Origin of the sequence: Kineococcus aridisoli, assembly GCF_050871885.1 — a bacterium.
GTDB lineage: Bacteria > Actinomycetota > Actinomycetes > Actinomycetales > Kineococcaceae > Kineococcus.
In genome coordinates this window covers 13935-29224 of record NZ_JBJLSF010000014.1, presented here as the reverse complement: position 1 = coordinate 29224, position 15290 = coordinate 13935, and the positions used below count along the sequence as shown (strand labels likewise).

17 protein-coding genes are annotated in these 15290 nt (G+C 76.6%); 6 read left to right on the top strand and 11 right to left on the bottom strand.

The window, feature by feature from the left end:
• Positions 1-78: 78 nt before the first annotated feature.
• The 8 genes from glgX to ACRYM2_RS06140 all read right to left on the bottom strand — a co-directional run bounded on the left by glgX (position 79) and on the right by ACRYM2_RS06140 (position 7778).
• Entirely contained in the window at positions 79-2121 is a 2043-nt protein-coding gene (glgX, locus tag ACRYM2_RS06175; RefSeq protein WP_432520753.1) for a glycogen debranching protein GlgX, read from the bottom strand.
• A 55-nt stretch (positions 2122-2176) separates the two neighbouring features.
• Complete coding sequence (locus ACRYM2_RS06170) at positions 2177-2419, bottom strand: hypothetical protein (protein WP_432520696.1); 243 nt, start codon at positions 2417-2419, stop codon at positions 2177-2179.
• Positions 2420-2488: 69 nt separating this feature from the next.
• Positions 2489-3952 (bottom strand): adenosylhomocysteinase, encoded by a 1464-nt coding sequence (gene ahcY, locus ACRYM2_RS06165; RefSeq protein WP_432520694.1) that lies wholly within the window; start codon positions 3950-3952, stop codon positions 2489-2491.
• Positions 3953-4087: 135 nt separating this feature from the next.
• Positions 4088-5245 (bottom strand): SIS domain-containing protein, encoded by a 1158-nt coding sequence (locus ACRYM2_RS06160; RefSeq protein WP_432520693.1) that lies wholly within the window; start codon positions 5243-5245, stop codon positions 4088-4090.
• Positions 5242-5415 carry a Trm112 family protein gene (locus ACRYM2_RS06155; protein ID WP_432520692.1) on the bottom strand — a complete coding sequence of 58 codons (174 nt, stop codon included), beginning with the start codon at positions 5413-5415 and terminating at the stop codon, positions 5242-5244. The genes ACRYM2_RS06160 and ACRYM2_RS06155 overlap by 4 nt, the downstream gene beginning before the upstream one ends.
• Positions 5412-6872: a phosphomannomutase/phosphoglucomutase gene (locus ACRYM2_RS06150; protein ID WP_432520691.1), complete on the bottom strand. Its 1461-nt coding sequence runs from the start codon at positions 6870-6872 to the stop codon at positions 5412-5414. Before ACRYM2_RS06150 ends, ACRYM2_RS06155 begins: the two co-directional genes overlap by 4 nt.
• 98 nt (positions 6873-6970) lie before the next feature.
• Positions 6971-7234, bottom strand: coding sequence for a hypothetical protein (locus ACRYM2_RS06145; RefSeq protein ID WP_432520689.1), 264 nt, complete (start codon positions 7232-7234; stop codon positions 6971-6973).
• 133 nt (positions 7235-7367) lie between these two features.
• Entirely contained in the window at positions 7368-7778 is a 411-nt protein-coding gene (locus ACRYM2_RS06140) for a DUF3499 domain-containing protein (RefSeq protein ID WP_432520688.1), read from the bottom strand.
• A 119-nt stretch (positions 7779-7897) separates the two neighbouring features.
• Between ACRYM2_RS06140 and ACRYM2_RS06135 the strand changes: the two genes are divergently transcribed.
• On the top strand, positions 7898-8332 hold the full coding sequence (locus ACRYM2_RS06135; protein ID WP_166615152.1) for a metallopeptidase family protein: 435 nt from the start codon (positions 7898-7900) through the stop codon (positions 8330-8332).
• A gap of 111 nt (positions 8333-8443) precedes the next feature.
• Here the strand turns inward: ACRYM2_RS06135 and ACRYM2_RS06130 are convergent, their stop codons facing one another.
• Positions 8444-8821, bottom strand: a complete 378-nt coding sequence (locus tag ACRYM2_RS06130; RefSeq protein WP_432520685.1) for a WhiB family transcriptional regulator — start codon at positions 8819-8821, stop codon at positions 8444-8446.
• Positions 8822-9058: 237 nt separating this feature from the next.
• Between ACRYM2_RS06130 and cofD the strand changes: the two genes are divergently transcribed.
• The 3 genes from cofD to ACRYM2_RS06115 are packed head-to-tail and all read left to right on the top strand — an operon-like array spanning position 9059 to position 11801.
• The gene (cofD, locus tag ACRYM2_RS06125; protein WP_432520751.1) at positions 9059-10048 is read left to right on the top strand and encodes a 2-phospho-L-lactate transferase; all 990 of its coding nucleotides are present in this window, start codon (positions 9059-9061) and stop codon (positions 10046-10048) included.
• The gene (gene cofE / locus ACRYM2_RS06120) at positions 10045-11142 is read left to right on the top strand and encodes a coenzyme F420-0:L-glutamate ligase (RefSeq protein ID WP_432520683.1); all 1098 of its coding nucleotides are present in this window, start codon (positions 10045-10047) and stop codon (positions 11140-11142) included. Before cofD ends, cofE begins: the two co-directional genes overlap by 4 nt.
• Before the next feature lie 11 nt (positions 11143-11153).
• Positions 11154-11801 (top strand): cyclase family protein, encoded by a 648-nt coding sequence (locus tag ACRYM2_RS06115; RefSeq protein WP_432520682.1) that lies wholly within the window; start codon positions 11154-11156, stop codon positions 11799-11801.
• Here ACRYM2_RS06115 and ACRYM2_RS06110 read toward each other — a convergent pair.
• Entirely contained in the window at positions 11766-12776 is a 1011-nt protein-coding gene (locus ACRYM2_RS06110; protein ID WP_432520681.1) for a DNA-3-methyladenine glycosylase family protein, read from the bottom strand. The two genes, ACRYM2_RS06115 and ACRYM2_RS06110, sit on opposite strands and share 36 nt — an antisense overlap.
• Positions 12773-13696: a DMT family transporter gene (locus ACRYM2_RS06105; RefSeq protein WP_432520680.1), complete on the bottom strand. Its 924-nt coding sequence runs from the start codon at positions 13694-13696 to the stop codon at positions 12773-12775. Before ACRYM2_RS06105 ends, ACRYM2_RS06110 begins: the two co-directional genes overlap by 4 nt.
• A gap of 50 nt (positions 13697-13746) precedes the next feature.
• On the opposite strand from ACRYM2_RS06105, the gene ACRYM2_RS06100 reads away from it, so the two are divergent.
• Together ACRYM2_RS06100 and ACRYM2_RS06095 are read left to right on the top strand one after the other, a co-directional pair.
• Positions 13747-14700 (top strand): LysR substrate-binding domain-containing protein, encoded by a 954-nt coding sequence (locus tag ACRYM2_RS06100; RefSeq protein WP_432520678.1) that lies wholly within the window; start codon positions 13747-13749, stop codon positions 14698-14700.
• 43 nt (positions 14701-14743) lie between these two features.
• Complete coding sequence (locus tag ACRYM2_RS06095; protein ID WP_432520677.1) at positions 14744-15256, top strand: hypothetical protein; 513 nt, start codon at positions 14744-14746, stop codon at positions 15254-15256.
• Positions 15257-15290: the final 34 nt, after the last annotated feature.

Below are 15290 nucleotides of genomic sequence, written 5' to 3'. Positions count from 1 at the left end.
CCCGGGCTTGCACGAGCGCCCGGTCACCCCCCGCACCGCGCGGGGGTGACCGGGCGCTCGGCTGCCGGCGGCCGGACCTCAGGCCGAGCGCAGCACCGTCGTCGAGTGCGGCCCCACGAGCAGCGTCTCCACGTCGCGGCCGACCTCCTGGTCGGGGTCGGAGGACATCGCCAGCCGCCACGGGCTGCGCGGGGCCGCGGGCACGCCGAACTCGACCGGCGTCTCGGCCGCGTTGACGAGCAGCAGCACCGCCGTGGAGGCGGCGGCGCCGAACTGCAGCGCGTACGCCTTGGCGACCGGGTCGGCCCAGTCCTCCTCGCTCATCGGCTGCCCGTCGGCGCGCAGCGACAGGACCATGTCCTCGCTGCCGTCCTCGCCGTTGCCGCGGTACCACCTGCCGCGCAGCGCCGGCGTCTCGCGCCGCAGCCGCAGCAGGTCGCGGGTGTACTCCAGCAGAGCGGTGTCGGCCGCGGCCCAGTCGAACCAGGAGATCTCGTCGTCCTGGCAGTAGGCGTTGTTGTTGCCGCCCTGGGTGCGCCCGAGCTCGTCACCGCCGAGGATCATCGGCACGCCCTGGCTCAGCAGCAGCGTGGTGAGCAGGTTGCGCCGCTGGCGCTCGCGCAGCGCGGTGACGCCCTCGTCGTCGGTGGGGCCCTCCGCGCCGCAGTTCCAGGAGCGGTTGTCGCTCTCGCCGTCGTTGTTGCCCTCGCCGTTGGCCTCGTTGTGCTTCTCGTCGTAGGCCGTCAGGTCCGCCAGGGTGAACCCGTCGTGGGCGGTGATGAAGTTGACGCTGCACAGCGGGGAGCGGCGGTCGGCCTCGTAGACGTCCGGGCTGCCGGTGAGGCGCTGGGTGAGCGCCCCCAGGGTCCCCTGGCCGCGCCAGAAGTCGCGCACGTCGTCGCGGTACTTGCCGTTCCACTCCGACCAGCGGGCGGGGAACCCGCCCACCTGGTAGCCCTGGGTGTCCCACGGCTCGGCGATGAGCTTGACCGGCGCCAGCACCGGGTCCTGGTGGACGATGTCGAGGAAGGCGCTGTGCACCTGCGCCTCGCCCCACTGGCGGGTCAGCGTGGTGGCCAGGTCGAAGCGGAAGCCGTCGACGTGCATCTCGGTCACCCAGTACCGCAGCGAGTCCAGGATCAGCTGCAGCGCCGCCGGGTGGGAGACGTTGAGGCTGTTGCCGGTGCCGGTGGTGTCGAAGTAGTTCTCCGGCTCCTCCTCCACCACGCGGTAGTAGGAGCCGTTGTCGATGCCCTTCAGCGACAGCGTCGGGCCCATGTGGTTGCCCTCGGCGGTGTGGTTGTAGACGACGTCGAGGATGACCTCCAGCCCCGCCGCGTGCAGGGCCTTGACCATCTGCTTGAACTCGGCGACCTGCGAGCCGTCGTCGCCGGAGGCGCTGTACTCGTTGTGCGGGGCGAAGAACCCGATGGAGTTGTAGCCCCAGTAGTTGCGCAGGCCCTTCTCGGCCAGGTGCGAGTCCTGCACGAACTGGTGCACGGGCAGCAGCTCGACGGCGGTGACGCCGAGGTTCGTCAGGTGCTCGATCGCGGCGGGGTGCGCGAGGCCGGCGTAGGTGCCGCGGATCTCCTCGGGCACGTCCGGGTGGGTCTTGGTGAACCCCTTGACGTGCACCTCGTAGACGACGGTGTCCTCCAGCGGCGTGCGCGGTGCGGCGTCGTCGCCCCAGTCGAAGGACTCCTCGACGACGACCCCGCGCGGGACCGACGGCGCCGAGTCGTCGTCGTTGCGCTGCAATGGGTCGGCGAAGCGGTGCCCGAAGGTCTCCTCGCCGGAGCCCCACTGGCCCTCGACGGCGCGCGCGTACGGGTCGAGCAGCAGCTTGGCGCTGTTGTGCCGAAGGCCCTCGGCCGGTTCCCACTCGCCGTGCACGCGCAGGCCGTAGCGGGTCCCGACCCCGCCGGGCACGGTGCCGTGGAAGACGTGCCCGGAGCGCTCGGTCAGGCGGTGCGTCGTCTCCTTCCCGTCGTCGTCGAAGACGGCGACGTCGACCGCCTCGGCGGTCTCGGAGTAGACGGCGACGTTCAGGCCCGCCCCGCGCACGGTGGCGCCGAGGGGGTACGGAGTGCTGCGCGCAGCAGGAGGATTGCCCACCTCCAGATCCTCGGGCTTGCGGCGCCCGCCCGCACGTCGAGCGGGCGGGGGCGGCACCGGGTCAGCCCTGCCCCTCCCGGCGGGTGCGCAGCCGGCCGGTGGCCCACAGCAGCCGCCAGCGCGCCCGCACCCAGCGCCACCACACCAGCCGCCCGGAGTCCAGCCCGGCCTCGGTCTTCTGCCAGCGCTGCACCTCGCGCCGGTGGTAGCGCTCGGCGACCTGGAAGCAGCCGCGCGCGAACGCGGCGAGCACCGCGACCCCGCCGAGGACCGTGGCCCACGCGGCGGCCTCGTCCAGCGTCATCTCGTCCCTCCCGGACGCACCGACGCCCGGCACCCCGAGGGGCGCCGGGCGTCGGTGCGCGTCAGCGGATCAGTAGCGGTAGTTGTCCGGCTTGTACGGGCCCGCCACGTCCACGCCCAGGTAGTCGGCCTGGGTCTTGGTGAGCTCGGTGAGCCGCACGCCGAGGGCGTCCAGGTGCAGCCGGGCCACCTTCTCGTCCAGGTGCTTGGGCAGCACGTGCACCCCGACGGGGTAGGAGTCCTGCTTGGTGAACACCTCGATCTGGGCGAGCACCTGGTTGGTGAACGAGTTCGACATGACGAAGCTCGGGTGGCCCGTCGCGTTGCCCAGGTTCAGCAGCCGGCCCTCGGAGAGCACGATGACGCTGTGCGCGGGGCGGCCGTCGGCGGCCGGGATGCGCCACTCGTGCACCTGCGGCTTGATCTGGACCTTCTCCACGCCCGGGATGCGGGCCAGGCCGGCCATGTCGATCTCGTTGTCGAAGTGGCCGATGTTGCCCAGGATCGCCTGGTGCTTCATCCGCGCGATGTCCGCGGCCATGACGACGTCGCGGTTGCCGGTGGCCGTGACGACGATGTCGGCGCTCTCGACGACGTCCTCCAGGCGCAGCACCTGGAAGCCGTCCATCGCCGCCTGCAGCGCGTTGATCGGGTCGACCTCGGTGACGACGACCCGCGCGCCCTGGCCGCGCAGCGACTCCGCGCACCCCTTGCCGACGTCGCCGTAGCCGCAGACGACGGCGGTCTTGCCGCCGATGAGGACGTCGGTGCCGCGGTTGATGCCGTCGATGAGCGAGTGGCGGGTGCCGTACTTGTTGTCGAACTTCGACTTCGTCACCGAGTCGTTGACGTTGACGGCCGGGAAGGGCAGGACGCCGTTGCGGAAGTACTCCGCCAGGCGCAGCACGCCCGTCGTGGTCTCCTCGGTGACGCCCTTGACGCCCGCGGCGATCCGGGTCCAGCGCTGCGGGTCCTCCGCCAGCGAGGCCCGCAGCAGCTCCAGGACGACGCGGTACTCCTCGGAGTCCTCCTCGGTCGCCTCCGGCACCGCACCGGCGGCCTCGAAGCGCTTGCCCTCCAGCACGAGCATCGTGGCGTCGCCGCCGTCGTCGAGGATCATGTTCGGGCCGACGCGGTGGCCCTCCTCGTCGGTGCCCCAGTCGAAGATGCGGTCCGCGAGCTCCCAGTACTCCTGCAGGGTCTCGCCCTTCCAGGCGAAGACCGGCACGCCGGCCGGCTGCTCGGGGGTGCCGGAGCCGACGACGACGGCCGCGGCCGCCTGGTCCTGGGTGGAGAAGATGTTGCAGCTGGCCCAGCGGACCTGCGCGCCGAGCGCGACGAGGGTCTCGATGAGGACGGCGGTCTGCACGGTCATGTGCAGCGAACCGGCGATGCGGGCGCCGGCCAGCGGCCGGCTCTCGCCGAACTCGGCGCGCAGCGCCATCAGGCCGGGCATCTCGTGCTCGGCCAGGCGCAGCTCGTGGCGCCCGGCCTCGGCCAGGGAAAGGTCCCGGACCCGGTACTCGAAAGACATGGGTGTCCTCTCGTGCGGTCTGTGACGTTCTCCCGGCGCGGCCCCTCTGGGCCACTCGGCATCACCGGACGCCGGAGCCCTCCCAGGGTAACGCCCGGCCCGGTGCCCGGGCTCCCCGCGCAGCGTCCCCGCCGGTCAGCCGATGCGGTCCTTGAGGTCGGCCACCTGCGGCGAGCGCGCGGGGTCGACCCCGGACGCCAGCGCAAGGTAGGCGGCCGCGAAGTCGGTGCGGGCGATCAGCTGGGCCAGGCGCTGCAGCGGGGAGCCGGCGTCGGCGACGAGCTCGGAGACGCGCACCCCGGCGTCGGCGGCCGTGCTCACCACCGCGTCGGCCAGGCGGCGCGCCTCGTCGGACAGCGCGCCCACCGCGTCGCGCAGCACGATCAGCTGCAGCCGCGGCCCGGTGGGGGCGTCGAGGAACGGGTCGGCGAAGACGTCGTCGGCGCGGGCGGCGAACGGTCCGCCGAAGGTGGCCACGACCTCGCTGGCGTCGTCGGGCAGCGCCCCGCTGACGGCGGGCACCCGGGCGGTGCGGGCCAGCATCGCCGCGGTGCGGCGCGCGGCGGCGGCCGTCAGGTCGCCGTCGCCCAGGACGACGGGCACGGCGCCGTCGAGCTCCAGCGCCAGGGCCTTGGCGGGGTTGACGAAGGACTCCGAGAAGGGCTTGCAGGTGTCGGCCTCGGCGTCCAGGCGGTCGGCGACCGCCGCGAGGGCCTGCGGCGGGCTGTCCAGCAGCCCCAGCGCGTCGCAGGCCAGCAGCACCGGGGTCACCAGCGACCACACCGCCACCCGCGACGAGCGCGGGTCGCCGCCGGCGGCGCGCAGCCCGCGGGCCGGCGGGACGGTGACGTTGCCGCCGCGGGAGCCGACCTCGGCCAGCGGGGAGCCGGGGGCCGCCACGGTCACGACCCGCGCGCCCCTGCGCGCCGCCTCCACGGCCAGCGCCAGCGGACCGGGGGCGCGCCCGGACAGCGAGACGGCGACGACGGCGTCCAGCGGGCCGACCCAGCTGGGCAGCGGGCCGCCGTGGCGGACCACGACCGGCACCGGGCAGCCGCGGCCGGCGAGGGCGGTGACGACGTCGGCGACCACCGAGGAGCCGGCCAGCGCGGCGATGACGAGGGCGCGCGGGCGCTCCTCGCCGGCCAGCCGGGCGGTCCCGGCCTCCGCGGACAGCTCGACGGCCTCGCGCACCTGCGCGCCCGCGCTGGCCAGCGCCCGCAGCACCCCGTGCTCGTCGGCGGCCAGGAGCGCGTCGCCGTCGCCGAGCAGCGTCTCGTCGAGCGCGGTCACGGCCGCACCGCCGCGTCCACGAGCAGGACGGGGATGCCGTCGACCACGGGGTAGCGCACGCCCGAGGGGGTGCGCAGGAACTGCTCGCCGTCCACCTCCACGGGGCCCTCCAGACCCTCGCCGGTCAGCGGGCAGCGCAGCAGCTCCAGGACCCAGCCCTCGACGCTCACAGCCCCTCCCCGCGCACCAGGCCGAGGACGCGGTCGCGGACGACGACCATCGTCGCCTCGTCGGCGCCCTCGGCGTTCAGCCGCAGCAGCGGCTCGGTGTTGGAGGCGCGCAGGTTGAACCACCACATCGGCTGCGCGTCCGAGGCGGGGTGGAAGACCGTGACCCCGTCGAGGCGGTCGACCTCGACCCGCTCCCCCTCGGCCCGCACGGTCTCGGTGATCGCCGCGACGACCCGCTCGGTCGTGGCGGCGGCGTCCTCGACGGTGGAGTTGATCTCGCCGCTGGCCACGTACTTCTCGTACTCGGCGGCCAGCTGCGACAGCGGCCGGTCGGACTCGGCGAGCGCGGCGAGGACGTGCATCGCGGCGAGCATGCCGGTGTCGGCGGACCAGAAGTCGCGGAAGTAGTAGTGCGCGGAGTGCTCGCCGCCGAAGACGGCGCCCTCGTCGGCCATGCGCTGCTTGATGAAGGAGTGCCCCACGCGGGTGCGCACGGGGTGGCCGCCGTCGGCGGCGACCAGCTCCGGCACCGCGCGGGAGGTGATGAGGTTGTGGATGACGACCGGCTCGCGGCCCGCGCGCAGCTCCTTGGCGATCTCGCGGCGGGCGACCATCGCGGTGACGGCGCTGGGGCTGACCGGGTCGCCGTTCTCGTCGACGACGAAGCAGCGGTCGGCGTCGCCGTCGAAGGCCAGGCCGACGTCGGCGCCGTGCTCGGGCACGGCCCGCTGCAGGTCGCGCAGGTTCTCCGGGTCCAGCGGGTTGGCCTCGTGGTTGGGGAAGGTGCCGTCGAGCTCGAAGTAGAGCGGGACGACCTCCAGCGGCAGCGCGGGCAGCCCGGCCCCCTCGCCCAGGACCGCGGGGGCGGTGAAGCCGCCCATGCCGTTGCCGGCGTCGACGACGACCTTGAGGCGGCGGTTGCCGGACAGGTCCACCAGGGAGCGCAGGTGCGCGGCGTAGGCGGCCAGCAGGTCCTGCTCGTCGACGGCGCCGACCGCGCCGCCGCCGGCGGGCACCTCGCCGGCGTCCAGCCAGCGCTGGGCGAGGTCGCGGACCTCGGCCAGGCCGGTGTCCTGCCCGACGGGCCGGGCGCCGGCGCGGCACAGCTTGATGCCGTTGTACTGCGCCGGGTTGTGGCTGGCGGTGAACATCGCCCCGGGGACGCCGAGCGAACCGCTGGCGAAGTACAGGCCGTCGGTGGAGCACAGCCCGACCACGGTGACGTCCACGCCGCGCGAGGCCACGCCGTCGGCGAAGGCGGCGGTCAGCTCCGGCGAGGAGGGGCGCATGTCGTGGCCGACGACGGCGCGCGGGCGCTCGCCCGCGGGCGCCTCGGGCAGCACGACGACCTCGGCGAAGGCGGCGCCGATGGCGCGCACGACGCCGGCGTCGAGCTGGTCGGGCACGACCCCCCGCACGTCGTAGGCCTTGATGACGGAGGACAGGTCGACGCTCACCCGCCCGACACTACAAGCGGGGACCGCCGCGGATCACGGCTTCGGCCACCCGGTCGGAGCAGCCCCGGCACCCGGCCGCGGGGCGCGGGGCGCGGGGGTCACTGCTTGCGGGTGCGGTCCAGGACGTCGACGACGGTCATCTCCCCGCTGGAGGAGGTCCAGGTGCGCTCCTCGCAGACGTGGCAGGACACGAAGCGCACGGGCGTGCCGTCGGTCAGCGACATCGACAGCTGGGTGACGCGCTCGCTGCCGCAGGAACCGCACGCGGCGGTCTCGCGGTGGGCGGCCTGCGTCAGCGACCCCAGGGGCGGGGCGGTGCGCGCGGCGCGGGATCGGCGGGAGGCGCGGGGGGCGTTCGGCACGGGACAGGACCTCCGGCGGTGCGACGGACGGGCGACGCCCCTCCATCGGCACACCGGGGCGCCGGCTTGAGCCGCCCGGGCCGGTCCACCCGTCCGGGTCAGCCGCCGGCCGCCCGCCGCCGGGGCTCGGCCGTCAGCCGTTGGAGTCCTCGCGCAGCACCCGCAGGTGCGCGCGGCGCACGGCCGGGGCGTCGGGGTCGATGCCGCGCCGGCCCGCGCCGGGGCGGTCGCGCACGGCGTCGGCGACGGCGAGCAGGTCGTCGTGGTGGCGCGCCGCGTCGAGCAGGTCGGGGGCCAGGCGCACGACCTCCCAGCCGCGGGGGGCGGTGAGGCGGTCGGCGTGGTCGGCGCACAGGTCGTAGCAGTGGGGTTCCGCGTACGTCGCGAGCGGGCCGAGGACCGCGGTGGAGTCGGAGTAGACGTACGTGAGGGTCGCCACCGCGGGCTTCTGGCACGCGGTCCGCGAGCAGCGCCGTGCGCTGGGCGTGGTGGACCGGCCGGCTCCCGGGCGGGAGGCGTTGGTGCCAGGGGTGCGGGTGCTCACCCCCGCACGCTACCGCCCGGCGCCGCCGAGCACCCAGGACGAGCCCGACTCCCGCGCCCCGTGTCGCCCGCGCCGCGGGAGGGCGCCGGGACGGGGGCGGGCGTGGGTACGCTGCCGCGGTGGTCCTCCGACGCCGCGCCCCGGTGCGCCCGCGCAGACGCCGCGACCGGCACGGCCGCGGGCTGCGGGGCCCGCTGCTGCCCGCCTCGCTGCCCGCCGCGCGCACCCGCGCCGAGCGCTTCGACGACCTGGTGCTCGACGCCGTGGAGCTGCTGGAGCGCCGCTGGGCCGAGCAGCTGTCCGGGGTGGAGTTCGCGGTCGAGGACGTGCCGCCGTCCGACCCCGCCCCCTGGGAGGACGACGTCGTGCCGCTGGGGCGGCTCTTCCCCGCCCACGGCTCGGCGCCGGCGCGGGTGGTGCTGTACCGGCGGCCGCTGGAGACGCGCGCGGAGGGCGAGGAGCTCGACGACCTCGTCGCCGACGTGGTCGTCGAGCAGGTCGCGCACCTGCTCGACCTGCCGCCCGAGGAGGTCGACCCCCGCTACGACGACTGAACCGACGCGACCGGGCCCGGGGGAACGGGCCCGGACGCTCCGACTCAGACGGTGCGGACCGGAGGTGCGGACCGGAGGTGCGGACCGGAGGTGCGGCTCGGCGGGTGCGGGTCAGACGATCTGCCGCTTGAGGCGACGGCGCTCGCGCTCGGAGAGCCCGCCCCAGATGCCGAACCGCTCGTCGTTGGACAGGGCGTACTCCAGGCACTCCTGGCGCACCTCGCAGGACTGGCAGACGCGCTTGGCCTCCCGGGTCGAGCCGCCCTTCTCGGGGAAGAACGCCTCCGGGTCGGTCTGCGCGCACAGCGCGAGCTCCTGCCAGCCCGGGTCCTCCGGGGTCAGGCCGGAGTGGCCGCCCGTCGGGACCAGGAACAGCTCGGGGCGCCCGCCGGGAGCCGGGGAGCTCCCGCCCCCGGCCGCCTCGTCGGTGTCGTCCACCTCGACGTCCTGCTCGAGCTCGTCCAGGTCGTCCACGGCGCGTTCGTTCATCGGTGGCCCCCACAGCCTCGGTCTGTCACTCCGGGTGATGTGCCAGTCACCGAGTGACTACCACTGGTGGAATTACACGCGTGTCGTCCGCGAGAGTCAAGCCCGGCGTGGTATCTCGCCCGTCTCGTGCGCCACGCAGCGTCACACCAGCACCACCGACCCCAGGGACCACGTTCGCCCGTCCGGGTGACGGGCCGGGGCGCGGGGGATGATGGGCCCGTGAGCGATCCCCGTCCCCTGCAGGTCACGGCCCTCGCCGGCGGCGTCGGCGGCGCCCGCTTCCTGCGCGGCCTGCTGGCCCACCTGCGCACCAGCGCCGACCCGCGGCGGCGCGACGCGCAGGTCACGGTCGTCAGCAACACCGCCGACGACACCACCCTGCACGGCCTGCGCATCTGCCCCGACCTGGACTCGGTGATGTACACCCTCGGCGGCGGCATCGACGAGGTCCGCGGCTGGGGCCGCAGCGACGAGAGCTACGGCGTCGCCGGGGAGCTGGCCGCCTACGGCGAGGAACCCTCGTGGTTCACCCTCGGCGACAAGGACGTCGCCACCCACCTCGTGCGCACCCGGATGCTCGCCGAGGGCCGCACGCTCTCGGAGGTCACGGCCCGGCTGTGCGAGCGCTGGCGGCCCGGGGTGCGGCTGCTGCCCATGAGCGACGACGTGGTCGAGACCCACGTCGACCTCGCCGACCCCGACGACCCGGGCGGCACCCGCCGGGTGCACTTCCAGGAGTGGTGGGTGCGCCTGCACGCCGCCGTGCCGGCCGTGCGCATCGAGGCCGTCGGCGCCGCCGCCGCCCGCCCCGCCCCCGGCGTGCTGGAGGCCCTCGCCGGTGCCGACGTCGTGCTGCTGCCGCCGAGCAACCCGGTCGTCTCCATCGGCACGATCCTGCAGGTCCCGGGCGTGCGCGAGGCCCTCGCGGGCACCGGCGCCCCCGTGGTCGGCGTCTCCCCCGTCATCGCCGGCGCCCCCGTGCGCGGCATGGCCGACGCGTGCCTGGCCGCCATCGGCGTGCCGACGACCGCGGCGGCCGTCGCCGGCCTCTACGACGACTTCCTCGACGGGTGGCTGATCGCCGAGGGCGACGAGCCGCCCGTGCGCGCGGGGTTGCAGGTGCGGCGGCGCCCGCTGCTCATGAGCGACCCCGGGGCGACCGCCGCCCTCGCCGGGGCGGCCCTCGACCTCGCCGTCGAGCTCGACCGGAAGGACCGCGCCGCGTGAGCGACACCGCCCCCACCCCCGCGACCGTCCCCGCAGCCGTCCCCGCAGCCGTCCCCGCAGCCGTCCCCGACCACGCGCCGACCCCCGCGAGCCTGCAGGTGGTCGGGCTGCCCGGCATCGGCGAGGTGCGCGCCGGCGACGACCTGGCCCGGCTGCTGGTGGACGCCCTGCACGCCCAGCGGGCCTCGCTCAGCGACGGCGACGTCCTCGCCGTCTCCAGCAAGGTCGTCTCCAAGGCCGCCGGCCTCGTGGCGCCGGCGGCCGACCGCGAGGCCGTCGTGCTGGCGCAGTCGGTGCGGGTGGTCGCCGCCCGCCGCACGCCCACCGGCACCGCCCGCGTCGTGGAGGCCGTCGCCGGGCCGGTGATGGCCGCGGCCGGCGTCGACGCCTCCAACGTCGTCGGCGACACGGTGCTGCTGCTGCCCGCCGACCCCGACGCCGAGGCCCGCGCGCTGCGCACCCGGCTGCGGGAGCTGACCGGCGCGGACGTCGGCGTCGTGGTCACCGACACCGCCGGGCGCCCGTGGCGCGCCGGGCAGACCGACTTCGCGCTCGGCGTCGCCGGGATCGAGCCGCTGGAGGACCTGCGCGGCTCCACCGACACCTCCGGGCGCGAGCTGAGCGTGACCGCCCGCGCCGTCGCCGACGAGGTCGCGGCCGCCGCCGACCTCGTCAAGGGCAAGACGGCCGGGGTGCCGGCGGCCCTCATCCGGGGCCTGGGCGACCTCGTCGGCGGCGACGGCCCGGGGGCGCGCTCGCTGGTGCGCACCGCCGCCGGGGACTGGTTCCGCCTCGGGCACGTGGAGGCCGTGCGCGCCGCCGTCGGCGCGGCGGGCGTGGAGCCCCCGCCCGTGGAGGCCGGCACCTTCGCCGACCGCCTGGCCCGGGCGGCCGAGGTCGCCACCGCCGCGGGCGGGAGCGTCCTCGTCAAGGACGACGGCTCCCCCGCGCTGCACCTGTCCGCCGACGGCGACTTCGCCCTGGGCGCGCTCGCCCAGCGGGTGCTGGCGGCGCTGTGGACCGAGCGGCTCACCGGCCGCGTCGAGCGCGGCCGCGCGGGCACCCTCGTCCGGGTGGCCGACGCCGGGCGGTGAGGAGCGGGGCGGTGAGGAGCGGGGCGGCGGGGGGCGCCGGGCGCCTGGTCGACCTCAGCCGCCCCGTCGGGCCCGGCACGCCCGTGCTGCCCGGCGACCCCGCGTTCGCCGCCGAGCCCGCGCTCACGCTCGAGCGCGAGGGCGTGCGGGTGGCCCGGCTGGTGCTGGGCACCCACACCGGCACCCACGTCGACGCGCCCGCCCACGTCCACCCCGACGGCGCCACCCTCGACGAGCTGCCGCTGGAGCTGTTCTGCGGGCCCGCCGCGGTGATCGGCGTCGAGGGCGTCGAGCGCATCGGCCCCGAGCACCTGGCGGCGGCCGCGGGGGCGGCCACCGTGCTGCTGCGCACCGGCTGGGACACCCGCGCCGGGACCGCCGAGGAGTTCGCGCACCCGTTCCTGACCGGGGCCGGCGCGCGGGCGCTGCGCGCCGCGGGCGTGCGCACGGTGGGCATCGACACCGCCAGCGTCGACGCGCCCGGCCGCCTGGAGGCGCACCGGGTGCTGCTGGGGACCCGCGCCGACCCCGGCGTCCTCGTGGAGAACCTGCGCGGCCTGGCGGGGCTGCCGGCCGAGGTGGGCTTCAGCGCGTTCGGCTGGGCGCTGCGCGGCGGCGACGGCTCACCCGTGCGCGCGGTGGCGCACGTACCGGGCTGAGCCGAGCGCCCGGTTCGGGGTGTGGGTGGGCAGCGCCAGCCGGGGGCCGCGGCGGGGGCGGTGGTGCCCGGCCAGCGCCAGCAGCCGCTGCACCCGGAAGCGGTGGCCGCGGTAGCACTCGATGACCTCCGCGCAACCGGCGTCGTCGAGGACCTCGCCGGTCAGGGCCCACGAGACGTCCCCCGGCACGTGCAGGTCGCCGAAGCTGAAGGCGTCGGCGTGCCCGTGGGCGCGCTGGCGCACCTCCGCCGACGTCCACACCCCGATGCCGGGCAGCGAGCGCAGCGCGGCGTCGGCCTGCTCGGGCGGCATGCCGAGGGTGCGCTCCAGCCCGCTCGCGCGGGGGGCGGCGAGGATCGTCACCTTGCGCCGGCGCAGCTCCACGCCCGCCTGCAGCCACTCCCAGGACGGGATGAGCATCCACTGCTGCGGGGTGGGCGGCAGCCGCAGCCCGGCCGGGCCGGGGGCCGGCTCGCCGTGGCGGTGCACCAGCCGGCGCCAGGCCGCGAACGCCTCGACGCTGGCGACGACCTGCTCCAGCGCCGAGGCGGAGACCGCCTCGAACACGGCGCGGGTGCGCGGCACCCGCCAGCCGCCGTAGCGGCGCCAGGCGTCCACGAGGGTGCGGTGCTCGGGGCGCGGGACGAAGTCGGCGTGGGTGTCGTCGGCGGCGCCGAGCAGGTCGGGGACGCCGTCGAGGGCCCACTCCGCCCCCGGGCCCCACGCGCTGGCCTCGACCTCGCCGTCGGCGGGGCGGGCGGCCACGTGCAGCAGCACCGGCCCGGCGGGGGTGCGGGTGGCCCGCCACAGCGAGCCGTCGGCCTCCAGGCGGTGGGTCGGGTCGCCGGCGCCGCGGCGCAGCACGGCCAGGGTAGCGCGCACGTCCACGCGGTGCCCCGGGCGCCAGCGCAGGGTCCGCGGCTGCCCGCAGCGCCCCGGCTCCCGGGGCTGCTCGGGCTGCTCGGCGGCGCTCACGCCTCCACGGTAAGCGGGGCGGGCCGCTGCCCGGGAGCCCCCGCGGGCACCCGCGGGCGGCGGGTGGCCAGCCAGGAGCCGGCCAGCACGAGGACGAAGCCGGCCAGGGTGGCCGCGGTCACCGCCTCGTCGAGCAGCAGGGCGCCCGCGGCGACGGCGACGACCGGGTTGACGTAGACGATGGCCGTGGCGCGGACCGGGCCCAGCTCGCCGATCAGGGCGAACAGCAGCAGGAACGCGCCGGTGGTGCAGACGACGGCGAGCGCGGCCACGGCCCCCAGCACCCCGGCGGACGGCAGCCGCGCGGGCAGCCCGGGCCCCAGCGCGACGATCGGGACGTAGACGGCGGCGGCGAGCGCCAGGCTGGCCAGGACGACCGCGGGGCCGGGCAGGTCGGACAGGTACCGGGCGAGCACGGCCGGGCCGACGGCGTAGCCGACGACGACGAGCGCCATCTCGGCCACCGCGCCCAGCTGCCCCGTCCCCAGGTCGAGGCCGACGAGCACGAGGACGCCGGCCGTGCCGAGGCCGAGGCCGCTCCAGCCGAGGGCGCCCATGCGCTCGGCGCGCCCGGTGGCGAAGGCCACGAGCACCCCGACGACGGGGACGGCGGAGACGAGCACGGCCGTCGTCGAGCTGGGCAGGTCGTGCTCGGCGCGGGTGAGGAACAGCCACGGGCCGACGATCTCGGTGACCGTGTACGCCAGCAGCGCGGGCCAGCGCCGGGCCAGCACCGGCAGGCTGCGGCGGACCTCCGGGCGCGCCAGCGCGAAGGGCAGCAGGAGGAGCGCGCCGAGGGCGGTCCGCGCGAGCACGAGGACCGAGGGGACGAGCTCGGTGTTGGCCACCTTGATGAGCAGGTACGGGACGCCCCAGGCGATGCCCAGGGCCGCGAAGAGGAGGGCGGCGCGGCGAGTCACGCCCCGATGGTGGCTTGCCGCCGACCGTTCAGTCCATCGATAATCTCCGCGTGATCGTCGACAGCTCGGACTTCACGATCGACCTGCGCCGGCTGCGGCTGCTGCGGGAGGTCGACCGCCGCGGCACCGTCGCCGCGACGGCCGCCGCGCTGCACCTGACGCCGTCCGCGGTCTCCCAGCAGCTGGCCGGGCTGGCCCGCGACCTGGGTGCGCCGCTGCTGGAGCGGCAGGGGCGCGGGGTGCGCCTGACCGGGCAGGCGCGCGTGCTGCTCACCCACGCCGACGCGGTGGCGGCGCAGCTGGAGAAGGCCCGCGCCGACCTGGCGGCCTTCGAGGAGGGGGTGGTCGGCGAGGTCCGCATCGGCTCGCTGGCCACGGCGATCACGGCCGTCGTCGGCCCCGCGCTGCGCCGGCTGCGCCGCGAGCGCCCGGGGCTGCGGCTGCTGGTGCGCGAGCGCGAACCCGGCGAGGCCGTCGCCGGCCTGGACGCCGGCGACCTCGACGTGGTCGTGTCCGTCGACCACCCCGGCGGCCCCACCCGCGACGACGCCCGCTACCAGCGCGTGGACCTGCTCACCGACGTCCTCGACGTGCTGCTGCCCGCCGACCACCCGCTGGCCGGGGCGGGCGAGCTGGACCTGGCCGCCCTCGCCGGCGAGGAGTGGGTGGCGGCGGCCACCGACGACGCCTGCGCGCAGATCACCTCCGCCGCCTGCGCCGCGGCGGGCTTCTCCCCCGACGTGCGCCACCACACCTCCGAGTACGACGCCCTGGCCGCCCTCGTGGCCGCCGGTGCGGGGGTGGCGCTCGTGCCGCGGCTGGCCCACCCGCTGCGCCAGGAGGGCCTGCGCGTGCTCGCGCTCACCGGCTCCCCGCCGGCCCGCTCGATCTACGCCGCCACCCGCGCCGGCCGGGGCACCGACGCCCCGACGGCCGCGGTCCTGGAGGAGCTGCGCCGGGTCGCCGCCGAGCGCCCCGACGCCGCCGTCCCCCGCACCGCGTGACCGGACCGTTGACTCCGTAAGGACGTAAGCGTGTAATCACGGCATGAGCGATGAGAGCGACGTGACCGCCTGGCTGACCGGCCGGCTGCCCGGGGAGTGGTTCGAGGGGACGCCGACGGTGTCGGTGGACCGCGAGGAGATCGTCGTCGTCGGGACGCTGGCGCCGCCCGCGACCGACCCCGCGGCCGGCGAGGCCGCGGCCCGGCGGGGCGAGCAGGGCCGCATCGGCCGCTTCCGCGAGGAGACGCGCGGCGCGCGCATGCGCATCGCCGACGAGGCGGAGACCCTCTTCGGCCGCAAGACGGCCTGGGGCGCGCGCTGCGGGCAGACCGAGGAGGTCTTCACCAACCTCGCCACGCCCGTCATGACCCGGCTGCGCCAGCCCCAGCGCCGGGTGCTCGACACCCTCGTCGACGCCGGGGTGGCCCGCACCCGCTCGGAGGCGCTCGCCTGGTGCGTCCGGCTCGTGGGCCGGCACCAGGAGGAGTGGATCGAGCAGCTGCGCGAGGCCCTCACCGCCGTCGAGCGCGCCCGCGCGGGCGGCCCGGCGGCGTGACCGACCGCGCGAGCGGCTGAGCGCCCTCCCGGGT

What these genes read in the sequence shown, in the direction of transcription:
- ahcY (WP_432520694.1), bottom strand. Translation starts at nt 3,952, where the DNA reads ATGTCTTTCGAGTACCGGGTCCGGGACCTTTCCCTGGCCGAGGCCGGG.
- ACRYM2_RS06130 (WP_432520685.1), bottom strand. Translation starts at nt 8,821, where the DNA reads ATGAACGAACGCGCCGTGGACGACCTGGACGAGCTCGAGCAGGACGTC.
- ACRYM2_RS06170 (WP_432520696.1), bottom strand. Translation starts at nt 2,419, where the DNA reads ATGACGCTGGACGAGGCCGCCGCGTGGGCCACGGTCCTCGGCGGGGTC.
- ACRYM2_RS06095 (WP_432520677.1), top strand. Translation starts at nt 14,744, where the DNA reads ATGAGCGATGAGAGCGACGTGACCGCCTGGCTGACCGGCCGGCTGCCC.